We start from the raw sequence: 20,866 nt of genomic DNA, 5'->3' as shown, positions 1-20,866 counted from the left end.
CGATCTTCGTAGCGTTGCTGCCATGAACATTGCAACGATTGCTCTCGTAGTCCTTCTGGTCGGGTACCTGCTGGTGCGGCGCATGACCGGCCAGCTCATGGAAGCTCGGCGCATGCTGGTGCTTCCGGCGATCCTCGCCGTCGCCGGACTGGCGTCACTGAATTCGACGGCGCTCTCGGCCACGGCGATCGGGTTCTTGCTCCTCGGCTGTGTCGTCGGAGCCGTGTTCGGGGTGGTCCGTGGCTACACCGTCCGGATCGCCGAGCGGGACGGAGCGGCATGGATGCGTTACTCGTTGGCGTCGGTCGGCCTGTGGGTGGCCGCGATCGCGGTGCGCCTCCTCCTCGTGCCGGTGGAGAATGTCGTGGATCCGGCAGCAGCGTCGGTCGCCGGCCAGGCCACCATGTTGGCCGTGGGGGTCGGATTCCTCGCCGAGTCGGTCGTGGTGCTCTATCGAGCCATGCATTCCGAGGCCACCATCGTGTGGCGAGCCGACAAGTCCGGCAACCACACGTTGTCGCCTACGCTGGCCGACATGCACAGTCGGGTTCGCGAAGGACGGGCGAAGATTCGGTGACGTCGGCACCCACGCCGGACGTACGGTTACCCGCACTCGACAGCTTCCGGCTGTCGAGTCGGCCGTATGTCACGGCCGTCGTCGTCGTGGCGGCGTTCGCGACGTCGGACCTGCACGATCCGCTCGTGCTCACGCTGCTCGTCGTCAACAGTCTCGTACTGGCGGCCTCGACGGTGTCGCGACGGTCGACCGGTCTCCGGCTCTCGCTCGCCGGGGCCGGCATCGCACTGGTCGCCTCCGCCGCGATTCTTCCTCTGGGCGGAACCGGGGTCGCAGCAGCGTTTCCGTTCCTGTTCGCCGGACATGCCGGGTGGCGGTTCAAGCCGTCGATTGCGTTTCCGTATGCGGTGTCGCTCAGCGTGGCGTGCGCGTGCGCGCTGTGGATCGCCGATCACCATGGTGTCGACGGGTGGCCATGGGCCGCCGGTCTTTTCGCCGGGTGGCCGGTACTGATCGGGTATTCACGACGCAGTCGTCTGGACGCACTGCGCAATGCCCGGCGCGCCACCGACGCCGAATTGCGCGAGCATGCCCTGGCCGAGCGGGCCCGTATCGCACGCGACATCCACGACGTTCTTGCGCATTCGCTGTCCGGGGTCAACATGCAGCTCGAAGTCGCCGACGCGTTGCTCGACGCCGGTCGCGCCGACGAGGCCAGAGCCGCGGTGAGCAAGGCGCAGAGCCTCGTTCGCGAGGGCCTCACCGAAACCCGCAGGGCCGTGCAGACTTTGCGTCAGGACGTGCTGCCCCTGGTGCCGACGATGGCCGCGTTGGTGGACGCGGACGGGAACTTCCGGGTCGAGGGCGAGGCTGTCGATCTCGATACGCCGCAGTCGCAGTTCCTTGTTCGGTGCGCGCAGGAGGCGCTGACCAATGCCCGTACTCATGCTCCCGGAGCGGCAGTCGACGTAGTGCTTCGCTTCGCGGCAGAACAGGTGGAGCTCTCCGTGACCAACGGCCCGGCTCCGTCGCCGCCGAAACCGGTCGACAGTACCGGAATGGGTTTGGTCGGCATGCGCGAGCGCGCCGCACTGGTCGGCGGGTCGATCGCGGCGGGTCCGGACGGGCGGGGTTGGACGGTCCGTGCCACAGTTGCTGTGCCGCAACCACACTGAAGACAACACGAAGGTGAGGTTATGAGCATTCGGATAGTGATCGCCGACGATCAGGCGTCGGTGCGCGAGGCGCTGGCGACGATGCTCGATCTGATCGACGACATCACCGTCGTCTCGACCGCGACGGACGGCGACAGCGCGGTCGCCGAAGTGCAGGCCGCGATGAGTACCGAATCCCTCGATGTCGTGCTGATGGACCTGCGGATGCCGGGTACCGACGGGATAGAGGCGACCCGAATCCTGAAGGGGCTCTTCCCCGATCTACCCGTGGTGGTGTTGACGACCTTCTCCGACGAACGCTCGATACTCGATGCACTCGGTGCGGGCGCACGCGGATATCTCACCAAGGACGCCGGAAGGGTCGAGATAGCGGCGGCATTGCGGGCGGCGGCAGCCGGGCAGTCCGTACTGAACCCGGAGGTACAGGCGCGGCTGCTCGGAGCCGTCGAGCACTCCCGTCCGCCCGAGATCCCAGCTGGTTTGACCCCGCGTGAGGTCGAGGTCCTACGCGCGATCGCCGCCGGCCTGTCGAACCGCGAGATCGCTCGGCAGATGTTCGTCAGCGAGGCAACGGTCAAGACACATATCAACCATCTGTTCGCGAAAGCCCGACTGCGAGATCGAGCGCAGGCCGTGCACTTCGCCTTCACGCACGGGCTGGCGGGATAGTCGCGTCAGAAACCCCAACCCATGACGGCGGGACGCGCTGTTCCGAACGTCAGATCGAGTGCGTGCAGTGATTCTTCGTTGCGGGCGGTGAGGCGATTGGCCGCGGCGAACAATCGGGCTCGGTGGGTACCGAAGTAGATGCTGGCGAGTACGTCGATGTCGAGTTCGATGTCCGGTTCGGATTCCACCCGGGTGCAGGTGGCTTTGCCGTCGGTGACCGTCAGCGAGTAGGTACCGCCTGCGTCGAGGAGGGGGTCGCGGACGGCGATGATCAGTGATGTGTCGAGGGCATAGGTGCGCGCCTCGAGGGCAGCCTCGACATGCATGATCCGGGCCCACAGAGCGTCGTGGTGAGCCGTGACCTTCGGCAGCCGGTTGTTGGTCAGCAGGAACGGCAATGCCTCGTCCCGTGCCTGCCGTACCTCGATGGTGTCGACCAGGTCCACGCCGACGAGGATCTGCCACAGCGCGGCGTAGGCGTCGTCGGTCACCGCGATGAATTCCTCCACCACGACCCGGCTCGGGTTGCGTCCGCGTCGGTAAGCGACGTAGCCGTCGGGATGTACGACGAAGAACAGTGCGGTCAGTCCGCCGCGTCGGTTCTCGCGATCGGCGAAGAAGCGCTCCCAGCGGATCGGCGGCTTGGGCTGCGCGCCTGCGGTCTGCTGCTGCCACCGGTGGTAGATGTCCGGGAGCAGTTCGGTGGCCTCGGCCGATTCGATCAGCCGCACACCCGTCGCCGGGGGAGCGTCCTTGCGGAACTGAGCGAACCGACGGTCGATCGAGACGCTGATCTCCTCGGTCACCGGCCCGTACCCGAAGCGTCCGTAGATCGTCGCCTCGCTGGCCGTCAGCAGAGACAGCGGCGCACCCGCGTCGTTCAGAGCGCGGTGCTGCTGGGTGAACATCGATCGCAGAATGCCGCGTCGGCGATGTGTCGGCGCGACGGACACCCAGGACACTCCCGATGCCTCGACCTGAGCTCCGCCGGGAACGGTCACCGACATCGGGAAGTGCATGGCCACACCGACCGGGGTCTCGCCGTCCCACGCCAGGTAGACGTGCTCGGACTTCGTCAGGATCTGCGTCTCGGCCAGGTCCTCGGCGTTCTGGTGCTCGCCGAACGCATGGGCGTCGAGCAGCGCGACGGCATCCCAGTCGTCGTCGGTGGCGGTACGGATGGTGATCGATTCGTCGGTAGTCATCGCTCACAACTTTTCCATACCGGGGTGGTGGTTCGCCGAGGGACTGCCAGAAATGCCGGGTGAGAAGATGAGCAGGTGGTGCATGTAATCGACATCGACGATCCCCTCGACCCGCGGCTCGACGACTTCCGCGACCTCAATTCCTCGGACAGGCGCCCCGATCTACCCGAGGGCAAAGGGTTGGTGATCGCGGAGGGCGTGCTCGTCGCGCAGCGCCTGCTGAGCTCGCGTTTTCCGATGATCAGCCTGCTGGGTGTGGATCGACGGCTCGACGCGTTGCGCGAGGACCTCGCCGATTCGGACGTTCCGTTCTATCGGACGTCGGCCGAGGTGATGGCCGAGGTCGTCGGCTTCCACCTCAACCGTGGTGTGTTGGCGGCGGCGAACAGGCCGCCGGCCCTCGATCTGGACGAGGTGCTGGCGGGCGCGAGCACGGTCGCGATTCTGGAAGGCGTCAACGATCACGAGAATCTCGGGTCCATGTTCCGCAATGCGGCCGGTCTCGGGGTGGACGCGGTGTTGTTCGGGGCCGCCTGCGCCGATCCCCTGTACCGACGGTCTGTCCGGGTGTCGATGGGGCATGTGCTCCGAGTGCCGTTCGCGAAGGTGCCCGAGTGGCCTCGTGGCCTCGATCGGGTGCGGCGGCACGGTTTTCAGCTGATCTCGCTGACGCCGAACCCGGAGGCGGTGTCTCTGGCGACGGCGATGACGGGGGAGAAGGTCGCGTTGCTGCTCGGTGCCGAGGGGCCGGGTCTGACCGAACACGCCATGCGCGCCACCGACATTCGCGCTCGTATTCCGATGGCGCCCGGTACCGATTCACTCAATGTCGCGACGGCCGCGGCGATGGGCTTCTACGAACGGGTGCGTCTGACGTGAAGGATCCGGACGTTCGCTGGACCGGTGTCCCGGTTGCCGTGATCGCGGCGATCCTCGTCGCGGTGGCACTGACGGCGTTCGGCCTGGAACTGGCCAGAGTTCATCCGCTGCTCGCGATCGGCCTCAACCTCGTCGTCGTGGCAGGCGCAGCCCCGACGGTAATGCGGTGGTTCGGCGTTCCGGTATGGCGTTGGGCCGTGTACGGAGCGAGCGCCGGTGCGCTTCTGAGTTTCGTGGCACTGGCGGCTCTGGCGTTCTGACCGACCGGCCCGGACAGGGGTGCGCACTACCGGCGACGATCGGCGGAATCCCGTCGGCCGGCGGTCGTTGTGTGCAACGGTGCCCACCCGAGCCACTATTTGCGGGAGAACCAGCGCTTCTTCGGTCGCGGTGCGGGCTCGGCCGAGTCCGCTGCGGGCGCATTCTGGACCGGAACGTTCTGGGGCTGCGGCTCTTGGCCCGGCACGTACATGGTGAAACCGCAGACAGGCAGCGCATTCGGGTCGAGCTCGCCGGGCTTCGGGCCACCGGTGTAGCGGAAGCCGAGCCATTCGGCGTTTGCGGCTTCGGCGAATTCCTGGGGGTGGAACGGCAGTGACTGCGGATCCGGCATCACTCCGGGCGGATAGATCAGCGGGTGGTCACCGGCCCAGAACGGACGCTCCCACACCAGAGGCAGCCCCACGTCCTCGTAGATGTAGACGGGGGTGGCGCTGAACGAGCGTCGGAATTCACCGCGCTCCCAGTAGGCGAACGCACCCCAGGCATGCTCGGGGTCCGAGGCGACGAGGTAGGTGTGCTCGGAGGCCAGTGGGCGGGTGACGGATTCGGGAAGGGTCGACGGCGTGGGCACCGACAAGTTGGATCCGCAGACGACGGTGACGCCGGGGTAGCACCCGATGAACACGTGATCGTCGTCCACACCCGCCGAGGTCGAGATGGGACCCTGCTCGAGAGGGACGGCCGTGAGATGGGGGTAGAGCCGTCCGACGAGCGCACTGGCGGCGTTCCAGTCGGAGGTGGTGGCTTCTCGCAGTACCGATATGGGATCCGGTGCGTCCACGTACCAGATCGTTGATGCTTTGGCCCCCACTACCGGCACCTCTCTCTCCGTGACTTCCATCGAAGCCTACGGTGTGGGTGTCGACACTCCGACATCGCGCGGCACATCGGTCACACGAATAACTCAGTTGTGACCGCTGCTGCGCACACCGAGCAGGACGTCTTCCCACGATGGCATGGCCGGCTTGCCGCGCTTGTCCTTGCCGCTGGTGTGACCGGCGGCAGGCTTGGGTGCGGGCCTGGGCTCCCTCGCCACAGGTTCGCGCGGCTGCTCGGGCTCGGGAGTCGGCGCATCGTCCACCTCGACGTCGATGGTCTCGGCGTCGATCTCGCTGTCGGCGGTGGTGCCGTAGTACTCGTCGAAACTCTGCTGCGAGGTCTCGTCGTCGGAGTCCTCGGCGGAGGCAAGTGCACGTACCGGGGCCAGGCCGCGAAGTTGACGTCCGAAGTCCGGGTCGATCAGTTCGCGTGCGGTGTCGTCGAGTGGAGCGATGGTGCCGCCGTGACCGTCGGGCAAGAACTGCCAGTGCGCTTTGTTCGTGGTGCGCCCTGCCTGCCACTTCAGCTGGGCGACCCACTTGTTGTCCTCGTCGCGCCAGGCGTCCCAGGCCGCGTCGTCGAGGTTGTGTCCGCGAGCGCGGAAGGCGAGGGTGACGATGTCGAGCAGGGTCTGCACAGCCGGGCCGTCGTGCCGCAGCGGATGTCCGGCCTGGGCCATCGACGCTGCCTGCGAACGCTCGAGCAGTACGGGGTGCGCGAACACCTCGACTCGGCTGATGGCCATTCCGGAATCTGCGGCGACCTGTTCGATGGTCGCGCCGCTGCGGATACGGGCCTGGATTTCCTTCGGCCGGAGCAAACTGTCCATTTCGATCTCAATCTGTCCTAGTCGAGCGATGTCTCCGCGTGAGGCTGCGCGGAGTTTGTCGTCGGCTGGAAGCCGGAATCTGTCGCCGGTTTTGGGATCTGCGCACACGACGAACTTTCCGTCGGCCTCGAGACCCACCACACGTAAGTCTCGCACCTTGACCTCCTCATCGCGCCGGCTCGCGATACCGTCGAATTCGAGCCTAGTTCACCTACCGTATTCGGCGGGTGTCCGACACGCCTCGCGGCGGTGGCGTCGGTTTCTTTCTCAGAGAGTAGACAGCTGCGCGCTCGGTTGCACCCGATCGGCCGAAGTCGAGTCGATTCGATTGCGCGACAACGGCATTGAATCTCGACGAAGAAAGAATACGCCGAGTCCGAGCCCGATGATCAGCGCCAGTGCGTGGCCGGCAGCGGTGAACGAGGGATCGGTGATGGCTCCGGCGGCGACAACGGCGATCCACAATGCGCCCCACACTGCGCGCCACGGCATCGTCAGGTATCGAATCAAGGACCCCGCCACCGCAGCTGCGGCATAACTGACCCCGACGTCGACGGCTACGGCCAACGAGTCGGCAAACCAGTCGACGTGGATGCCGACGAACAACCCGACAGCCACCAGTGCCGTCGCGCCGATGTGCCCGGCGGAGAACGTGAGCAGAAACCGGCGCCACCCCGAGACCCACTCGGCGACGGCGAACAGGATGGCGACCGAGGCGAGCCACCACCAATCGGGCCGGCCTTCGGTGAGGAAGGCGCTGGTGACGAGCGTGGCGAGATGACCGTCCGTGAGATTATGCAGGTTGGTGCTCGCGGCGTGCAGCACATGCCAACGATCGTGCGGCCCGATCTGCCCGAGAGTGACGGTTCCTGCGGCTGTGAGCAGGCAGAACGCGAGAGTCACCCGCAGTCGTAGAACGACGGACAGGAGCCTGGACATACGAACGCTCCCTCCGAGGTCGTTACGCTTGCGTAATTGATAGCAAGTGTAGGCCTCGAAGGGAGCGCTGTAGCTGTGAGTTGGCTGCCGACTAGCTCAGCGTGGAGACGACCCAGTCGATGCTCTTGGTCAGTGCGGTGATGTCGTCCGGCTCGATGGCCGGGAACATACCGACACGCAGCTGGTTGCGGCCGAGCTTGCGGTACGGCTCGGTGTCGACGACGCCGTTGGCGCGCAGGATCTTCGCAACCTGGGCCGCGTCGACCTTCTCGTCGAAATCGATGGTTCCGACGACCTGGCTGCGGTGATCCGGGTTCGTCACGAACGGCGTTGCGAATTCACTGTTCTCGGCCCAGTCGTACAGGCGTGAGGACGAGTCCGCAGTCCGCTTCGTGGCCCAATCCAGGCCGCCCTTGCTGTTGAGCCACTCGATCTGGTCTGCGAAGAGCAGAAGCGTCGCCACTGCGGGGGTGTTGTAGGTCTGGTCCTTGCTGCTGTTGTCGACGGCGATCGGCAACGACAGGAAGTCCGGAACCCACCGGCCACTGGAGGCGATCTCGTCGACGCGGGCGAGAGCGGCCGGGCTCATCAGCGCGACCCACAGGCCGCCGTCGGCGGCGAAGCACTTCTGCGGAGCGAAGTAGTAGACGTCGGAATCGGCGACGTTCACCGGCAGTCCGCCGGCACCGGAGGTGGCGTCGATCGCGATGAGGGCGTTCTCCGAGCCGGCCGGACGGCTGACCGGGATGGCCACGCCCGTCGAGGTCTCGTTGTGGGCCCAACCGATGAGGTCCACGGACGGATCCGACGTGGGCTCGGGCGCGCTGCCGGGCTCTGCCTTGACGACGATCGGATCGCCGATGAACGGGTTGTTCTTGGCCACCGAGGCGAACTTCGAGCTGAACTCACCGTTGGTCAGGTGCAGCGACTTCTCCCGGATGAGACCGAACGCAGCGGCATCCCAGAACGCGGTGGTACCACCGTTGCCGAGGACGACCTCGTAGCCCTCGGGGAGCGAGAACAGGTCTTTCAGACCACTGCGCACGCGTCCGACGACGTCCTTGACGGGCTTCTGCCGGTGGCTGGTGCCGAACACGGACGCACCGACGTCGACCAGGGACTGCAGCTGCTCGGGGCGAACCTTGGACGGGCCGCAACCGAAGCGTCCGTCGGCGGGAAGAAGATCGGCGGGAATGATCGGCAAATCGGCCATGGAGTAGCGCGTCCTAGCGTCGATGGAATATGGCCTCCACAGGCTAGTCGGGTGTCATGACACCGTCGACTACCGGATCAGCTCCCAGCCGTCGACGGAGTCGGGGGTGCGCGGTTCGGGGCCGGTGTAAAGGGCTGCCGGGCGCACCAACTTGCCCAGGCGTTTCTGCTCGAGAATGTGAGCGCACCAGCCGGCGGTGCGTCCGCAGGTGAACATCGCGGGCATCATGTGCGCGGGTACCTCGGCGAAGTCGAGGATCACGGCGGCCCAGAACTCGACGTTGGTCTCGATGGCACGATCGGGGCGGCGTTCGCGCAGTTCCGTCAACGCGGCTTGTTCGAGCGCGGCGGCAACCTCGTAGCGCGGAGCGTTCAGGCGCTTGGCGGTGGCGCGCAGGACGCGGGCTCGGGGGTCCTCGGCGCGGTAGACGCGGTGCCCGAAGCCCATGAGCTTTTCCTTGCGGTCGAGGATTCCGGTGATCAGCGCGCGGGCGTCGCCGGTCTTCTCGACTTCTTCGATCATGGGCAGTACGCGGGCCGGCGCGCCGCCGTGCAGTGGGCCGGACATCGCGCCGATGGCTCCGGAGAGGCATGCTGCGACGTCTGCTCCGGTGGAGGCGATGACGCGGGCGGTGAACGTCGATGCATTCATGCCGTGTTCGGCGGCCGACACCCAGTAGGCGTCGATGGCGGCGACGTGGGCGGGGTCGGGCTCGCCCTTCCAGCGGACCATGAAGCGCTCGGTCACGGTGGCCGCCTGATCGATGCGGCTCTGGGGCACAGCGGGCTGGTAGATCCCGCGAGCGGACTGCGCGACGTAGGACAGCGCCATCACCGAGGCGCGGGCCAGGTTGTCGCGGGCGGTGCTGTCGTCGATGTCGAGTACCGGCTGATACCCCCAGATCGGAGCGAGCATCGCCAGGCCTGCTTGCACGTCGACGCGGACGTCACCGGTGTGGATGGGCAGGGGGAACGGCTCGGCCGGTGGCAGGCCGCGGCCGAATTCCCCGTCGACCAACAGCGCCCACACATCGCCGAAGGTGACGCCCTGTGCAACCAGTTCCTCGATGTCGACTCCGCGGTAACGCAGTGCGCCGCCGTCCTTGTCGGGCTCGGCGATGTCGGAGGTGAAGGCGACCACACCTTCGAGACCGGGAACGAAATCTTCGGGAACGTGTTGAACAGCCATGGTCTGTGGACTCCCTCGTCGCGACTGCGCCCGGCTCTGCGCCGCATCCGGGCGTGCTTGCGGAAACCATAGCGAGCTTTTACGCGGGAGTAGCGTCTGGGTTCGTGTCTGCAGACGAACAGCGCCTGGCCACCATGCGAGTGGACTACGGCGAGCCCAAGGATCTCGACGTCGACGCCCTGAGCGACGGCTGGTTGCCACTGGCCCGGCAGTGGCTCTCGGACGCCGTTGTTGCGAATCTGCCCGAGCCCAACGCGATCGTGCTCGGGACGGTCGACGCTGCCGGTAGGCCCGCGACCCGCACCGTCCTGTGCAAGGACCTCGACGCCGAGGGCGTGGTGTTCTACACCAACTACGACTCGGACAAGGGCCGCGCATTGGCGTCGACGCCGTACGCGTCCATCACCTTTCCGTGGATCGGCATCGCCCGTCAGCTCACCGTCCGCGGACCGGTCATTAGAGTCGACCGCGACACCACCGAGGCGTACTGGCGGACGCGACCGCGCGGCTCGCAGCTGGGCGCATGGGCGTCGGAGCAATCGCGAACCGTCGTGTCTCGCGACGCTCTCGCCGCGCAACTGGCCGAGGTCACCGCGACGTTCGACGGACGCGAGGTGCCGGTACCGCCGAACTGGGGCGGCATCCGCGTCGAACCGGAGATCGTCGAATTCTGGCAGGGTCGAACCAGCCGGATGCACAACAGAATTCGAGTGATGCCGGCGAGCGGTGTGATCGAGCGACTGCAACCGTGAGCGGGCTGCGCGGCATCCTGGCCGACACGACCCCGCTGAAGACTCCCGCATATCGCCGCCTGTGGCTGGCGAACATCGTCACCGTCATCGGCGCGCAGCTCTCGATCGTCGCTGTGCCGCAACAGGTTTATCAGATCACCTTGAGCTCGGCCTACGTCGGCTTGACGGGCGTGTTCGCCCTGGTGCCCCTCATCGTGTTCGGGCTGTGGGGCGGGGCGCTCGCCGACGTGATGGACCGCCGAACCTTGTTGATGATCACCACGTTCGGTTTGATCGGAACATCGGCCCTGTTCTGGTTGCAGGCGTTCCTGGAACTGAACAACGTGTGGGTCGTGTTGGTGCTGTTGGCAATTCAACAGGCCTTCTTCGCCGTCAATCAGCCGACCCGCAGTGCGGTACTGCCGCGAATCCTGCCCGCGGGGCAGCTGCCCGCCGCGAACTCTCTGAACATGACGGTGATGAACTTCGGCGCCATCGCCGGTCCGCTCAGTGCAGGCATCCTCATCTACTACATCGGACTGGAGACGCTCTACCTGATCGACACCATCGCACTGTTCGCCACGCTGTGGGCGGTGATCAGGCTGCCGGGCATTCCGCCGGCCAAGTCCGGTCAACGCGCCGGATTACGTTCGGTGTTCGAGGGTTTCGCGTATCTCGCGACCCAGAAGGTGCTGCTGGCGTCCTTCGTCGTCGACATCATCGCCATGGTGTTCGGAATGCCCCGGGCGCTGTTCCCGCAGATCGCCCACGACAGTTTCGGGGACCCGGCCTCGGGTGGGCCCGTGCTCGGCATGCTGTTCGCGGCGATGTCCGCGGGAGCGGTGCTCGGTGGAGTGTTCTCCGGTTGGCTACCGCGCGTGCGGCGTCAAGGCCTTGCGGTGTTGATCTGCATCGTCGTCTGGGGCGTGGCGATGATCGGATTCGGGCTCGCCGTCGGTGCGGCGACCGACGGAGCGACGACGGTTGCCCTGTGGTTCGCACTGGCGTTTCTGGCGCTCGGTGGTGGTGCCGACATGATCTCGGCGGCGTTCCGCAGCACGATGCTGCAGACGGTGGCGACCGACGAGATGCGCGGCCGACTGCAAGGCGTCTTCATCGTCGTCGTCGCGGGAGGGCCCCGGATCGGCGATGTTCTGCACGGCGCGGCAGCGGCCTCGGTGGGGACGGCCGCGGCCGCCGCAGGAGGCGGTGTGCTGGTGGTCATCGGTGTCTCGATCGCGGCCCTCGCGCTACCGGCATTCATTCGCTACCGAGTGGGCGCAATCGTCGGTAGCAAGACGGTGGACGACACCGTGGTGGACAATGGCTCGCATGGCTCCCACAGCTGAGGCGCAGACGTATTCGTTGACGAGCGGCAAGTATCGCGCCGACGTTGCTGCTGTCGGAGCGGGCCTGCGGGTCCTCGAGTACGACGGCTCACCGCTCACCGAAACGTGGGAGGCGGGCACCAAGCCGCCGCTGTCGGCGGGACTGGTGTTGGCCCCGTGGCCCAATCGAACGGCCGACGGAACGTTCACGTTCGAAGGCGTCGAACATCGGTTGGAGATCACCGAACCGGCCCGCAACAACGCGAGCCACGGTTTCGTCCGACGGGTGGAGTGGACTCTCGACGAGCACACCGAGTCTCGCGTCGAGCAGAGCGTGGACATCGGTACGCACGAGGGTTGGCCGTTCTCGTTGCGATTGACGGTGGCACACGAGCTGTCCGACGACGGTCTGACGGTGACCGCGTCGGCGACGAACACGGGCGAATCGGCTGCGCCGTACGGAATGGGATTCCATACCTACGTGCGTGTGGGGGACGTACCCCTCGACGAATGCACGCTCGAACTGTCCGCGGGTACGCGGCTGCCGCTCGATCCGGTACGCAATCTGCCCGTAGGGCTTTCGGTGCCGACGGCCGATACCGAGTACGACTTTCGGCAGCCTCGGAACCTCGAGGGCGTGCAGCTCGACACTCCGTTCAGTGCCGCGGTGCCGGACGTAGACGGACGCGCGAAGCACACACTGCGTGGTCCCGACGGCACCGCGACGGTGCTGTGGACCGACAGCAACTTCGGGTGGGTGCAGGTGTTCACCGCCGATCCCGCCAACGATCAGGCGTACCCGGATCGGGGACGCGCGTTGGCCATCGAACCGATGACGTGTCCGCCCGATGCGTTGAACTCCGAGATCGATCTGGTCGTGCTCGAGCCGGGGCAAACCTGGTCGGGCACCTGGGGAATGAGGTACGAGAAGTGACGATTCTGGTGTGCGGCGAGGCCCTGGTCGATCTGGTCCCGGTGCACGAGGGGCCGCTGCTCTCGCCCAAGCTCGGCGGTGGACCGTTCAACGTCGCGATCTCGATCGGTCGGTTGGGTTCGCCCGTGGCGTATCTTTCGCGCATCTCGCGCGACCCCTTCGGTGAGCAGATCCTGGCGAGTCTGCGCGACGCAGGCGTCGACATCTCGTGGGTGCAGCGCGGCGACGAGCCGACGACGCTGGCGATGACCACTCTCGCCGAGGACGGCAGCGCCGAGTATTCGTTCTATGCCGACGGCACCGCCGATCGCCTCGTCGCCGATCCCGGTGATCTGCCGGACGAGATCAGTGTTCTCTCGTTCGGCACGTTGTCTCTGCTCTACGAGCCCGGCGCGTCGATGTACGCGGGCTTGCTGCACCGGGCGCGGGCGGCGGGCAAGCTCACGATGCTCGACCCCAACATTCGGCCGGCCGCCATCGACAGCACCAGTGGAGATATCACTGCCGACGGCTTCCGTGACCGCTTCCGTTCGTGGCTGCCGAGCATCGACATTCTCAAGGTGTCCGAGGACGACTCGTACTGGTTGGGGCTCGGAACCCAGGGGACAACCGTCGACGACTGGCTCGCGGCTGGAGTCACCGCGGTGGTCATGACCCGCGGCGGCGACGGCATCTCCGTGTTCACCGCACCCGAGGAGGCCCCGGCGTCTGGGGTTGTCGCAGCCGACGAAATCTCGGTGCCTGGAGTGGCCGTCGACGTCGTCGACACGATCGGCGCTGGTGACACCGTGCACGGCGCACTGTTGAGCTACCTGGAAAAAGAGACCATTATCACATCGAAAGCGGTACAGGAGATGACCGGGGAGGATTGGCGGCAAGCTCTTTCGTTCGCTGCCACGGCAGCCGCGATCACGGTTTCACGACCCGGTGCCGACCCTCCCTGGGCGTCCGAGGCACCGAGAGACTAGTTTCACTAGCGACGTTAGAACTGTCCGTTTTAAGTACGTGTCCGTTACACGAGTTCGAGAGGGACCATTCGTGCCCGCTGAGAATGATGCCAAAGCCACCCTCACCTACCCCGGTGGCGAATATTCCATGTCGATTGCCGAGGCCAGTGAAGGCAACAACGGTATCGAGCTGGGAAAGCTGCTGGCGACCACCGGCTACACGACGCTGGACGGCGGGTTCGTCAACACCGCGTCCACCAAGTCGGCCATCACGTACATCGACGGTGACGCGGGGATCCTGCGCTACCGCGGTTACCCGATCGAACAGCTTGCGGGCAAGTCGTCGTTCATCGAGGTCAGCTACCTGTTGATCTACGGGGAGCTGCCGTCCGAGGACGAGCTCGAGACGTTCACCGACCGCATCCGTCGCCACACGTTGCTGCACGAGGACCTCAAGCGTTTCTTCGACGGCTTCCCGCGCAACGCCCACCCGATGCCGGTGCTGTCGAGCGCGGTCAACGCACTGTCGGCGTACTACCAGGATTCGCTCGAGCCGAACGATCCCGAGCAGGTCGAGCTCTCCACCATCCGTCTGCTGGCCAAGCTGCCGACCATCGCGGCTTACGCCTACAAGAAGTCGGTCGGTCAGCCGTTCCTCTACCCGGACAACTCGAAGAGCCTGGTCGAGAACTTTTTGCGCATGACGTTCGGCTTCCCCGCCGAGCCGTACGAGGTCGATCCCGAGATCGTCAAAGCACTCGACATGCTGCTCATCCTGCACGCCGACCACGAGCAGAACTGCTCGACGTCGACGGTCCGCCTCGTCGGATCCTCGCAGGCCAACCTCTTCACCTCGATCTCCGGCGGCATCAACGCGCTGTGGGGCCCGCTGCACGGCGGTGCCAACCAGGCCGTGCTCGAGATGCTCGACAAGATCAAGGCCGAGGGCGGCGACGCCACCGACTTCCTGCGTCGAGTGAAGAACAAGGAAGACGGCGTCAAGCTCATGGGCTTCGGACACCGGGTGTACAAGAACTTCGATCCGCGCGCGACGCTGGTCAAGGAAACCGCACACACGATCCTGGGCAAGCTGGGCAACGGCGACGAACTGCTCGAGATTGCACTCAAGCTCGAAGAGACCGCGCTCACCGACGACTACTTCGTCGAGCGCAAGCTGTACCCCAACGTCGACTTCTACACCGGCCTGATCTACCGCGCGATGGGCTTCCCGCCGCGCATGTTCACGGTGTTGTTCGCGATGGGCCGTCTCCCGGGCTGGATCGCGCACTGGCGCGAGCAGAACGAGGACACCACGGGCAAGATCGGCCGTCCGCGCCAGATCTACACCGGCTACACCGAGCGCGACTACCAGGACGTCAGCTCCCGCTAGTTCTTGCTGCACGACAACGCCGCCGACTCCCTCGGGAGCCGGCGGCGTTGTCGTTGTCGGCCTGCGTATCCCGCCGAGTTCGCAGTTACGCAGGCGATATGGGCTGTTTCGTCGACACAACTGCGAACTCGGCGCGTGACGGGGCTTGGTGTCCCGGCGAACTCGAAGTTATGGACGAGATTCGGCCGGAATTCGTCCCTAACTTCGAGTTCGCGGCCGCAATTCTGTCCGAGCGTGTGCGATGAACCACTGCTCCCATTGCTCGGAGGTCCATCCGCGCTCGCGGGTCAATCTCAGCCACACCGAGCGAGCCGTGAGCAACCACATGGCGTCGACGACGATGTCCGGCGGAGGACCGTCGAGAATCAGCCCTGCTGCCCAACGGTTCTCGTCCCATCGCGTTTTCTCTCGGACCGAGAGCCGCTGCGCAGCAACTGGATCCACTACTGCGGCCTCGTCCAGCACGTGTTGTATGGCCGCGGATCGCTCATGTGCCCCGCGGAGCCACGCCGCGCCGGCGACGAGTCGTTCCTCGAACGTTCCGGTGCCCATCTTCTCGTAGTCCGGCAACTGGCGGACGGGCGAGTCCAGGCCGTTCGAGAGCGCACTGTCGATGCATCCGTCCAGTAACGCGAGCTTGCCGTCGAATTGTTGGTAGACGGTCTGCCGGGTCAGACCGGCCTCCGACGCGACGTTGGCCATGGTGGTGGCGACCCATCCTCGACTCAAGAACATCGCATGTGCGGCGTCGATCACTGCGGCGCGGTTGAGTCGAGCGCGCTCGGTGCGCAGGTCCGACGAGTAAGTCCTGGCCATGAGATGCAGTCTAGACATAATTGAGATTACGCTGTGTAATGTTAAATATGAACGAATACCACTTTCCTACTCGACTCGGTCGGTTAACCGTCCGAGTGACGGGCACGGGACCGCCGGTTGTGCTGTGGCACAGCATGTTCGTCGACTCCTCGAGCTGGGATCGCGTCCTGTCGGAGCTGGCTGCAACTCGGACTGTGCACCTGGTCGACGCCCCATCCTGTGGTTCGAGCGACCCGTTGAGCGAAGCCGCCGATATCTCGGCGTGTGCCGATGCCGCTGTCGAACTACTCGAAGAGATGCAGCGCCGATGGGGATTCGGCAGCGTCGATTGGGTCGGAAATGCCTGGGGTGGTCATGTCGGTATGGAGGTAGCCGCGCGACGACCGGATCTGATCTCGACCCTCGTTGCGATCAGTGCGCCGACGCATCCCATCGACGAGGCGTTGCGTCGCAAGGTCCGCATGCTGCTGCCGCTGTATCGCCTTGTCGGGCTTCGTGGCCCGGTGCGATCGGCCATCGAGGAAACCATTTTCACCGATCATTCCCGAGCTCACGACCCCGAGGCGGTGCAGTTGCTGCGCGACACAATCGGGCGGGCGGGCCGTCGGGCGACCATCCTGGCCATCAAAACGGCGATTCTGAATCGAACGGACTTGAATTGGGCTGCACAGGCCTTGACGTGTCCGACGCTGTTCGTCACCACCGACGATCGTGGTGAATGGACGCCGGAGGAGGCCCGCGCCGTGGTCGCCACGATGGTCGATGCGCGCGAGGCCACCGTCAGCGGCGCGCGGGTGATACCGGCGTTGGAGCAGCCGGATCGATTGGCCGAGGTGGTCGACGAGTTCTGGTCCAGGCGCGCAGATCCTCGCTGAACTCGAGGTTATGGACGGATTTGGGCCAGAATTCGTCCATAACTTCGAGTTCGCGGCGCGCTCAGGCGTCGAAGTGCTTGCGGTTCTTCAGCACTGGCAGGTTCTTGCGCACGGCGTCGACCAGCTCGGTATGGATGTCGATCGTCAGCATGCCGGGTGTCGCGTCGAGTTGGCCGAGGATCTCGCCGGTGGGGGAGCAGACGATGCTGTGGCCGACGCCCAGTGGGGCATTGCCTTCGGCGGCAGCAGGTTCGGCTTGATCGCAGGCCGCGATGAAAGTGGTCGAGTCCAGGGCGCGTGCGCGGGCGAGCAGGGTCCACTGCTCCACTTTGCCGTCACCCGATCCCCAGGACGCCGGTACCACGACGAGTTCGGCACCGAGGTCGCCGAGTTTCTGGAACAGGGCAGGGAAGCGAATGTCGTAGCAGGTCGCGAAGCCGACGCGGACTCCCGCGATGTCGAGCACGAGCGGGTCGGAACCCGGTGCGACGGTATCGGATTCGGCGAATCCGAACGCGTCGAACAGATGAATCTTGTCGTAGCTCGCCTCGACGCCCGGGCCGGTGACGAGCAGTGTGTTGGTCACTCTGTCGTCGGGCGCGGGAGTGAACATTCCGGCGACGACGGTGATGCCGGCGTCGGACGCGATCCGACGAACGGTCTGTGCCCATTCGCCGTCCAGTGGCTGCGCGAACTTTCGGATGGGTCCGCCGAAGCAGCGCATCATCGCCTCCGGGAACACGACGAGGTCCGAGCCTGCGTGCGCCGCGGCGCGGGTGTGGGTCTCGATGAGTTCGAGGTTCTCGGTGGGGTTTTCGCCACTGGTGATCTGGGCCAGGCTGATGCGGATAGTCGAGCTCACGGTGTGACTCCTGGTTTCGTCGGGGGAAGACAGGTATACATATCGTATGCAACCACTGTCGGGGAGGGACAAGGCGTACCAGTTCGTCCGTGATCAGGTGTTGTCGTCACCGGCCGCCACCGGCACTTTTCTGAACGAACAGGAACTTGCGACTCGAATCGGCGTATCGCGCACGCCGGTCCGTGAGGCGTTGCTGATGCTGCAGTCCGAGGGTCTGGTCGAGATGGTGCCCAAGCGCGGTGCTCATGTGCCGGCGATGTCCGGACGGCAGATCGCCGAATTGATGGATCTGCGAGGCGTTCTGGAACGGCACGCGGCGTCGCGGGCGCTGCGTGCCGGTGACGCTCCGATCGCGGCGATGCAGCATGCGTTGCATCAGCAGGAGCTGCTGATGAATTCCGACAGCACCGACGCTCCCAAGGAATTCATCGACTGGGACGGGACGTTCCATCAGAGTTTGATCGATTCGGCGGGCAGTGATCTGCTCTCGCGCACGTATGCCGGTTTGCGGGCGCGTCAGCTCCGAGTGGGCTTGAGTGCGTTGTTCACCGCCGCCAACCGGCAACACCGAGTGTGCGCCGAGCACCAGGCCATCATCGACGCACTGAGTGCCGGCGACGAGGGCCTGGTGCACGAGAAGATCGACGCTCACCTCGAGGTCACGCTTCAGACTCTGTTGCGCGCGTAGCATTTTCGTGCTGCTGGCCCAGCAGCACGTAGTGCTCGTCCTCGGTGGGGTCCGGGTTGCGTCCGAGGGCGAGGCCGACGAGTGTCACGGCGCCGACAACGACGATGTACCCGGCGATCGGCACCCAGCTGTCCGTCTTGTCCAACAGGTAGACGAAGATCAGCGGAGCCATCGCACCACCGAAGACACCGGCGATCGTGTACGCCAACGAGCTGCCGGTCGAGCGCAATCGAACGCTGAACTGCTCGGTGACGAATGCTGCCTGTGGCCCGTACATGAACGAGTGGAACGCCAGGCCCACCACCACACCCAGGATCAGCAGCGGTAGCGATCCTCCGCCGATGACGAGGAAGAAGATCGCACTCCACGCGACACCGCCCACGGCTGCGACGCCGTAGACGAGGCGTCGGTTGATGCGGTCGGACACTGCTCCGGCGAGCGGGATCAGGCCGAGTTGGCATGCCGACCCGATCAGAATGGCGGTCAGTACCTCACTGCGCTCGAAGCCCAACTTCTGTGTGCCGTAGGTGATCGAGAAGACGGTGAACAGTGCGTAGATGACGTCCGGCGCGACACGAGACATGATGCCTGCCACCAGGGGTCGCAGTTCGGTCTTGAACACTTCGCTGATCGGTGCCTCGGAACGTTCGCCGCTTTCCTGCAGCGCCTTGAACACCGGGGTGTCCTCGAGCTTCAACCGGATCCACAGACCGAATCCGACGAGTACCGCGGAGAACAGGAACGCCACGCGCCATCCCCAGGACTCGAACTGCTGGTCGGTCAATGTCAGCGTCAGAACGGCAAGTGCACCGTTGGCGAGCAGGTTGCCCGCGGGTGGTCCGATCTGTGCTGCGGAAGACCAGAATCCGCGTTTGCGGGGATCGCCGTATTCGCTCGACAGGAGAACGGCTCCGCCCCATTCGCCGCCGACGGCAACGCCCTGACAGAAGCGCATCGTGACGAGAATGATCGGTGCCGCGATGCCGATGGAGTCGTATCCGGGGATCAGACCGATGGCGAAGGTCGTGACGCCGATCAACATCAGGGTGATGACGAGGAGCTGTTTTCGTCCGATGACGTCGCCGAGCCGGCCGAAGACGAACCCTCCGACCGGACGGGCGACGTACCCGACCGCGTATGTCGAGAAAGCCAGCAGAGTCCCGGTCAGTGGGTCGCTGTCCGGGAAGAAGACCAGCGGAAGCACCAGAGCTGCGGCGGCCGAGTAGACCGCGAAGTCGTACCACTCCAATGCCGTTCCGGTGAGGCTGGCCGCAAAGGCCTTGGCCAGGCCTTTTCTATCTACCGAAACAGGTTCGGTCATGACGACTCCTTCGTGTGCCTGGGATCACTCTATCCGTTGTACGTGCTCCATACTTGCTGTATACAAGACGTATGCGCAAGCCTTTGTGCGCATCGGAAACAGAAAATTTACGAGGAGAGGGTCCTTACTGATGCTCACATTCACGCTGCCCGACGGCACCTCCGAATCGGTCGAGGTGAACGCGTTGCTCAACGCCGGGTACGCCGGACGCAACCAGGAGGAGGTGGCGTCGCACATCGCGGAGCTGGCCGAACTGGGCGTTCCGGCTCCGACGGTGACCCCGGCGCTGTATCCCATTTCGCCGTACCTGGCGCAGCAGACGGACGCCGTTGCCGTCCAGCACGGCCGTACGTCGGGCGAGGCCGAGTGGGCGCTGGTGATCCTGGGCGACACGATCGACGACGTGCTGCTGACGGTCGCCTGCGATCACACCGACCGTGACCTGGAGGTGCACAGTGTCGCGTGGAGCAAGAACGCGGCTCCCGATGTGCTCGGCACCGGCGCGTGGCGTCTGTCGGAGGTCGCCGATCGGCTGGACGAGATCACCTTGACCGCGTGGGCGGACGGCGTCGCAATTCAGACCGGAACACTCGGTGATCTTCTCGCTCCGCACTACTGGCTCGACGTGCTCGCCGACCGTGGACTGTTCACCCGTGGAACCGTGTTGATCTCCGGCACCATCTCGATGCACCCCGGTGTGAACCAGTTCGCCGACACCTGGAAGGTCGAGATGGCCGACCCCGCAACCGGCAATACGCTGACCTGCGAATACAAGACGATGTCGATGCCAGCTCCGATCGGCTGACCGTGACGACGTAAAATCGGTGCCGACCATGCCCAGAACACCGCAGTCGGCGTCGGCGGGCCGGCACAACCGCAGGAGACTTCAGTGACGAAGCCAGTGATCGAATTTCAAGCCGGACCGGCACCGTTGGATCTGGTGACGGTCGACCTCGTCGAAGGTGACGGCGCAGAGGCAGTACCGGGCGGAAACGTAGAGGTGCACTACGTCGGCGTCGAGTTCGACACCGGCGAGGAGTTCGACTCGTCCTGGAACCGCGGCGAGTCCATCCAGTTCCCGCTCCGAGGCCTCATTCAGGGCTGGCAGGACGGCATCCCCGGGATGAAGGTCGGCGGACGCCGCCAGCTCACCATCCCGCCGGAGCTCGCATACGGCCCCGCCGGCGCAGGTCACCGTCTGTCCGGCAAGACGCTCGTCTTCGTCATCGATCTGCTCGACGTCAAGTAGCAGATCTCTC

At 65.3% G+C, this 20,866-nt stretch carries 23 protein-coding genes; 14 read left to right on the top strand and 9 right to left on the bottom strand.

Features of this window, described 5'->3' with window-relative positions; all coding sequences use genetic code 11:
* Positions 1 to 22 precede the first annotated feature (22 nt).
* Genes VF34_RS22760 through VF34_RS22750 form a run of 3 tightly spaced genes read left to right on the top strand, consistent with a single transcriptional unit; the run spans position 23 to position 2,361 of the window.
* Positions 23 to 577: a CcdC protein domain-containing protein gene (locus tag VF34_RS22760; RefSeq protein WP_027495911.1), complete on the top strand. Its 555-nt coding sequence runs from the start codon at positions 23 to 25 to the stop codon at positions 575 to 577.
* Positions 574 to 1,692 carry a sensor histidine kinase gene (locus tag VF34_RS22755; RefSeq protein WP_080733190.1) on the top strand — a complete coding sequence of 373 codons (1,119 nt, stop codon included), beginning with the start codon at positions 574 to 576 and terminating at the stop codon, positions 1,690 to 1,692. The genes VF34_RS22760 and VF34_RS22755 overlap by 4 nt, the downstream gene beginning before the upstream one ends.
* 21 nt (positions 1,693 to 1,713) lie before the next feature.
* On the top strand, positions 1,714 to 2,361 hold the full coding sequence (locus VF34_RS22750; protein ID WP_032372956.1) for a response regulator transcription factor: 648 nt from the start codon (positions 1,714 to 1,716) through the stop codon (positions 2,359 to 2,361).
* 5 nt (positions 2,362 to 2,366) lie between these two features.
* Here VF34_RS22750 and VF34_RS22745 read toward each other — a convergent pair whose 3' ends face one another.
* On the bottom strand, positions 2,367 to 3,566 hold the full coding sequence (locus VF34_RS22745; RefSeq protein WP_032372955.1) for a GNAT family N-acetyltransferase: 1,200 nt from the start codon (positions 3,564 to 3,566) through the stop codon (positions 2,367 to 2,369).
* A 75-nt stretch (positions 3,567 to 3,641) separates the two neighbouring features.
* Here VF34_RS22745 and VF34_RS22740 point away from each other — a divergent pair, with 75 nt between their 5' ends.
* Entirely contained in the window at positions 3,642 to 4,445 is an 804-nt protein-coding gene (locus tag VF34_RS22740; RefSeq protein ID WP_032372954.1) for a TrmH family RNA methyltransferase, read from the top strand.
* Positions 4,442 to 4,705 (top strand): DUF2537 domain-containing protein, encoded by a 264-nt coding sequence (locus VF34_RS22735; protein WP_027495916.1) that lies wholly within the window; start codon positions 4,442 to 4,444, stop codon positions 4,703 to 4,705. Before VF34_RS22740 ends, VF34_RS22735 begins: the two co-directional genes overlap by 4 nt.
* A 95-nt stretch (positions 4,706 to 4,800) precedes the next feature.
* Here VF34_RS22735 and VF34_RS22730 read toward each other — a convergent pair whose 3' ends face one another.
* The 5 genes from VF34_RS22730 to VF34_RS22710 form a co-directional block, all read right to left on the bottom strand.
* Entirely contained in the window at positions 4,801 to 5,508 is a 708-nt protein-coding gene (locus VF34_RS22730; RefSeq protein WP_442970699.1) for a DUF6928 family protein, read from the bottom strand.
* 123 nt (positions 5,509 to 5,631) lie between these two features.
* Positions 5,632 to 6,531, bottom strand: coding sequence for a septation protein SepH (sepH, locus tag VF34_RS22725; RefSeq protein WP_032372953.1), 900 nt, complete (start codon positions 6,529 to 6,531; stop codon positions 5,632 to 5,634).
* 111 nt (positions 6,532 to 6,642) lie between these two features.
* Complete coding sequence (locus tag VF34_RS22720) at positions 6,643 to 7,314, bottom strand: rhomboid-like protein (RefSeq protein ID WP_032372952.1); 672 nt, start codon at positions 7,312 to 7,314, stop codon at positions 6,643 to 6,645.
* A gap of 91 nt (positions 7,315 to 7,405) precedes the next feature.
* Positions 7,406 to 8,527 carry a phosphoserine transaminase gene (serC, locus tag VF34_RS22715; RefSeq protein ID WP_027495920.1) on the bottom strand — a complete coding sequence of 374 codons (1,122 nt, stop codon included), beginning with the start codon at positions 8,525 to 8,527 and terminating at the stop codon, positions 7,406 to 7,408.
* A gap of 69 nt (positions 8,528 to 8,596) precedes the next feature.
* Positions 8,597 to 9,715 (bottom strand): citrate synthase 2, encoded by a 1,119-nt coding sequence (locus VF34_RS22710; RefSeq protein ID WP_032371300.1) that lies wholly within the window; start codon positions 9,713 to 9,715, stop codon positions 8,597 to 8,599.
* Positions 9,716 to 9,849: 134 nt separating this feature from the next.
* Here VF34_RS22710 and pdxH point away from each other — a divergent pair, with 134 nt between their 5' ends.
* The 5 genes from pdxH (at position 9,850) to VF34_RS22685 (ending at position 15,045) form a co-directional block, all read left to right on the top strand.
* Positions 9,850 to 10,467, top strand: a complete 618-nt coding sequence (gene pdxH, locus VF34_RS22705; RefSeq protein WP_032372951.1) for a pyridoxamine 5'-phosphate oxidase — start codon at positions 9,850 to 9,852, stop codon at positions 10,465 to 10,467.
* Between the two features lie 5 nt (positions 10,468 to 10,472).
* Positions 10,473 to 11,795, top strand: a complete 1,323-nt coding sequence (locus VF34_RS22700; RefSeq protein ID WP_045842142.1) for an MFS transporter — start codon at positions 10,473 to 10,475, stop codon at positions 11,793 to 11,795.
* Positions 11,779 to 12,708 carry an aldose 1-epimerase family protein gene (locus VF34_RS22695; protein ID WP_045842141.1) on the top strand — a complete coding sequence of 310 codons (930 nt, stop codon included), beginning with the start codon at positions 11,779 to 11,781 and terminating at the stop codon, positions 12,706 to 12,708. The genes VF34_RS22700 and VF34_RS22695 overlap by 17 nt, the downstream gene beginning before the upstream one ends.
* On the top strand, positions 12,705 to 13,676 hold the full coding sequence (locus VF34_RS22690) for a carbohydrate kinase family protein (protein WP_032372950.1): 972 nt from the start codon (positions 12,705 to 12,707) through the stop codon (positions 13,674 to 13,676). Before VF34_RS22695 ends, VF34_RS22690 begins: the two co-directional genes overlap by 4 nt.
* 70 nt (positions 13,677 to 13,746) lie before the next feature.
* Positions 13,747 to 15,045 (top strand): citrate synthase, encoded by a 1,299-nt coding sequence (locus VF34_RS22685; RefSeq protein ID WP_027495925.1) that lies wholly within the window; start codon positions 13,747 to 13,749, stop codon positions 15,043 to 15,045.
* 198 nt (positions 15,046 to 15,243) lie between these two features.
* On the opposite strand, the gene VF34_RS22680 is transcribed toward VF34_RS22685, so the two are convergent.
* Entirely contained in the window at positions 15,244 to 15,861 is a 618-nt protein-coding gene (locus tag VF34_RS22680; RefSeq protein ID WP_032372949.1) for a TetR/AcrR family transcriptional regulator, read from the bottom strand.
* A 38-nt stretch (positions 15,862 to 15,899) separates the two neighbouring features.
* Here VF34_RS22680 and VF34_RS22675 point away from each other — a divergent pair, with 38 nt between their 5' ends.
* Positions 15,900 to 16,736: an alpha/beta fold hydrolase gene (locus tag VF34_RS22675; protein WP_322544514.1), complete on the top strand. Its 837-nt coding sequence runs from the start codon at positions 15,900 to 15,902 to the stop codon at positions 16,734 to 16,736.
* Between the two features lie 61 nt (positions 16,737 to 16,797).
* Here VF34_RS22675 and VF34_RS22670 read toward each other — a convergent pair whose 3' ends face one another.
* Positions 16,798 to 17,598 carry a carbon-nitrogen hydrolase family protein gene (locus VF34_RS22670; RefSeq protein WP_027495928.1) on the bottom strand — a complete coding sequence of 267 codons (801 nt, stop codon included), beginning with the start codon at positions 17,596 to 17,598 and terminating at the stop codon, positions 16,798 to 16,800.
* Between the two features lie 46 nt (positions 17,599 to 17,644).
* Between VF34_RS22670 and VF34_RS22665 the strand changes: the two genes are divergently transcribed.
* Positions 17,645 to 18,286, top strand: a complete 642-nt coding sequence (locus VF34_RS22665; protein WP_032365894.1) for a GntR family transcriptional regulator — start codon at positions 17,645 to 17,647, stop codon at positions 18,284 to 18,286.
* Here the strand turns inward: VF34_RS22665 and VF34_RS22660 are convergent.
* Complete coding sequence (locus tag VF34_RS22660) at positions 18,258 to 19,607, bottom strand: MFS transporter (RefSeq protein WP_032372947.1); 1,350 nt, start codon at positions 19,605 to 19,607, stop codon at positions 18,258 to 18,260. The two genes, VF34_RS22665 and VF34_RS22660, sit on opposite strands and share 29 nt — an antisense overlap.
* A gap of 130 nt (positions 19,608 to 19,737) precedes the next feature.
* On the opposite strand from VF34_RS22660, the gene VF34_RS22655 reads away from it, so the two are divergent.
* Together VF34_RS22655 and VF34_RS22650 are read left to right on the top strand one after the other, a co-directional pair.
* A complete protein-coding gene (locus VF34_RS22655; RefSeq protein ID WP_032372946.1) occupies positions 19,738 to 20,412 on the top strand; it encodes a DUF2848 domain-containing protein in 675 nt (224 codons plus the stop codon).
* A gap of 84 nt (positions 20,413 to 20,496) precedes the next feature.
* Positions 20,497 to 20,856 (top strand): FKBP-type peptidyl-prolyl cis-trans isomerase, encoded by a 360-nt coding sequence (locus tag VF34_RS22650; RefSeq protein WP_027495932.1) that lies wholly within the window; start codon positions 20,497 to 20,499, stop codon positions 20,854 to 20,856.
* Positions 20,857 to 20,866: the final 10 nt, after the last annotated feature.

Source organism: Rhodococcus sp. PML026 (assembly GCF_000963615.1).
GTDB lineage: Bacteria > Actinomycetota > Actinomycetes > Mycobacteriales > Mycobacteriaceae > Rhodococcoides > Rhodococcoides fascians.
Note: the sequence above shows the minus strand (reverse complement) of the source record. Positions and strands in the feature narration are given on the sequence as shown.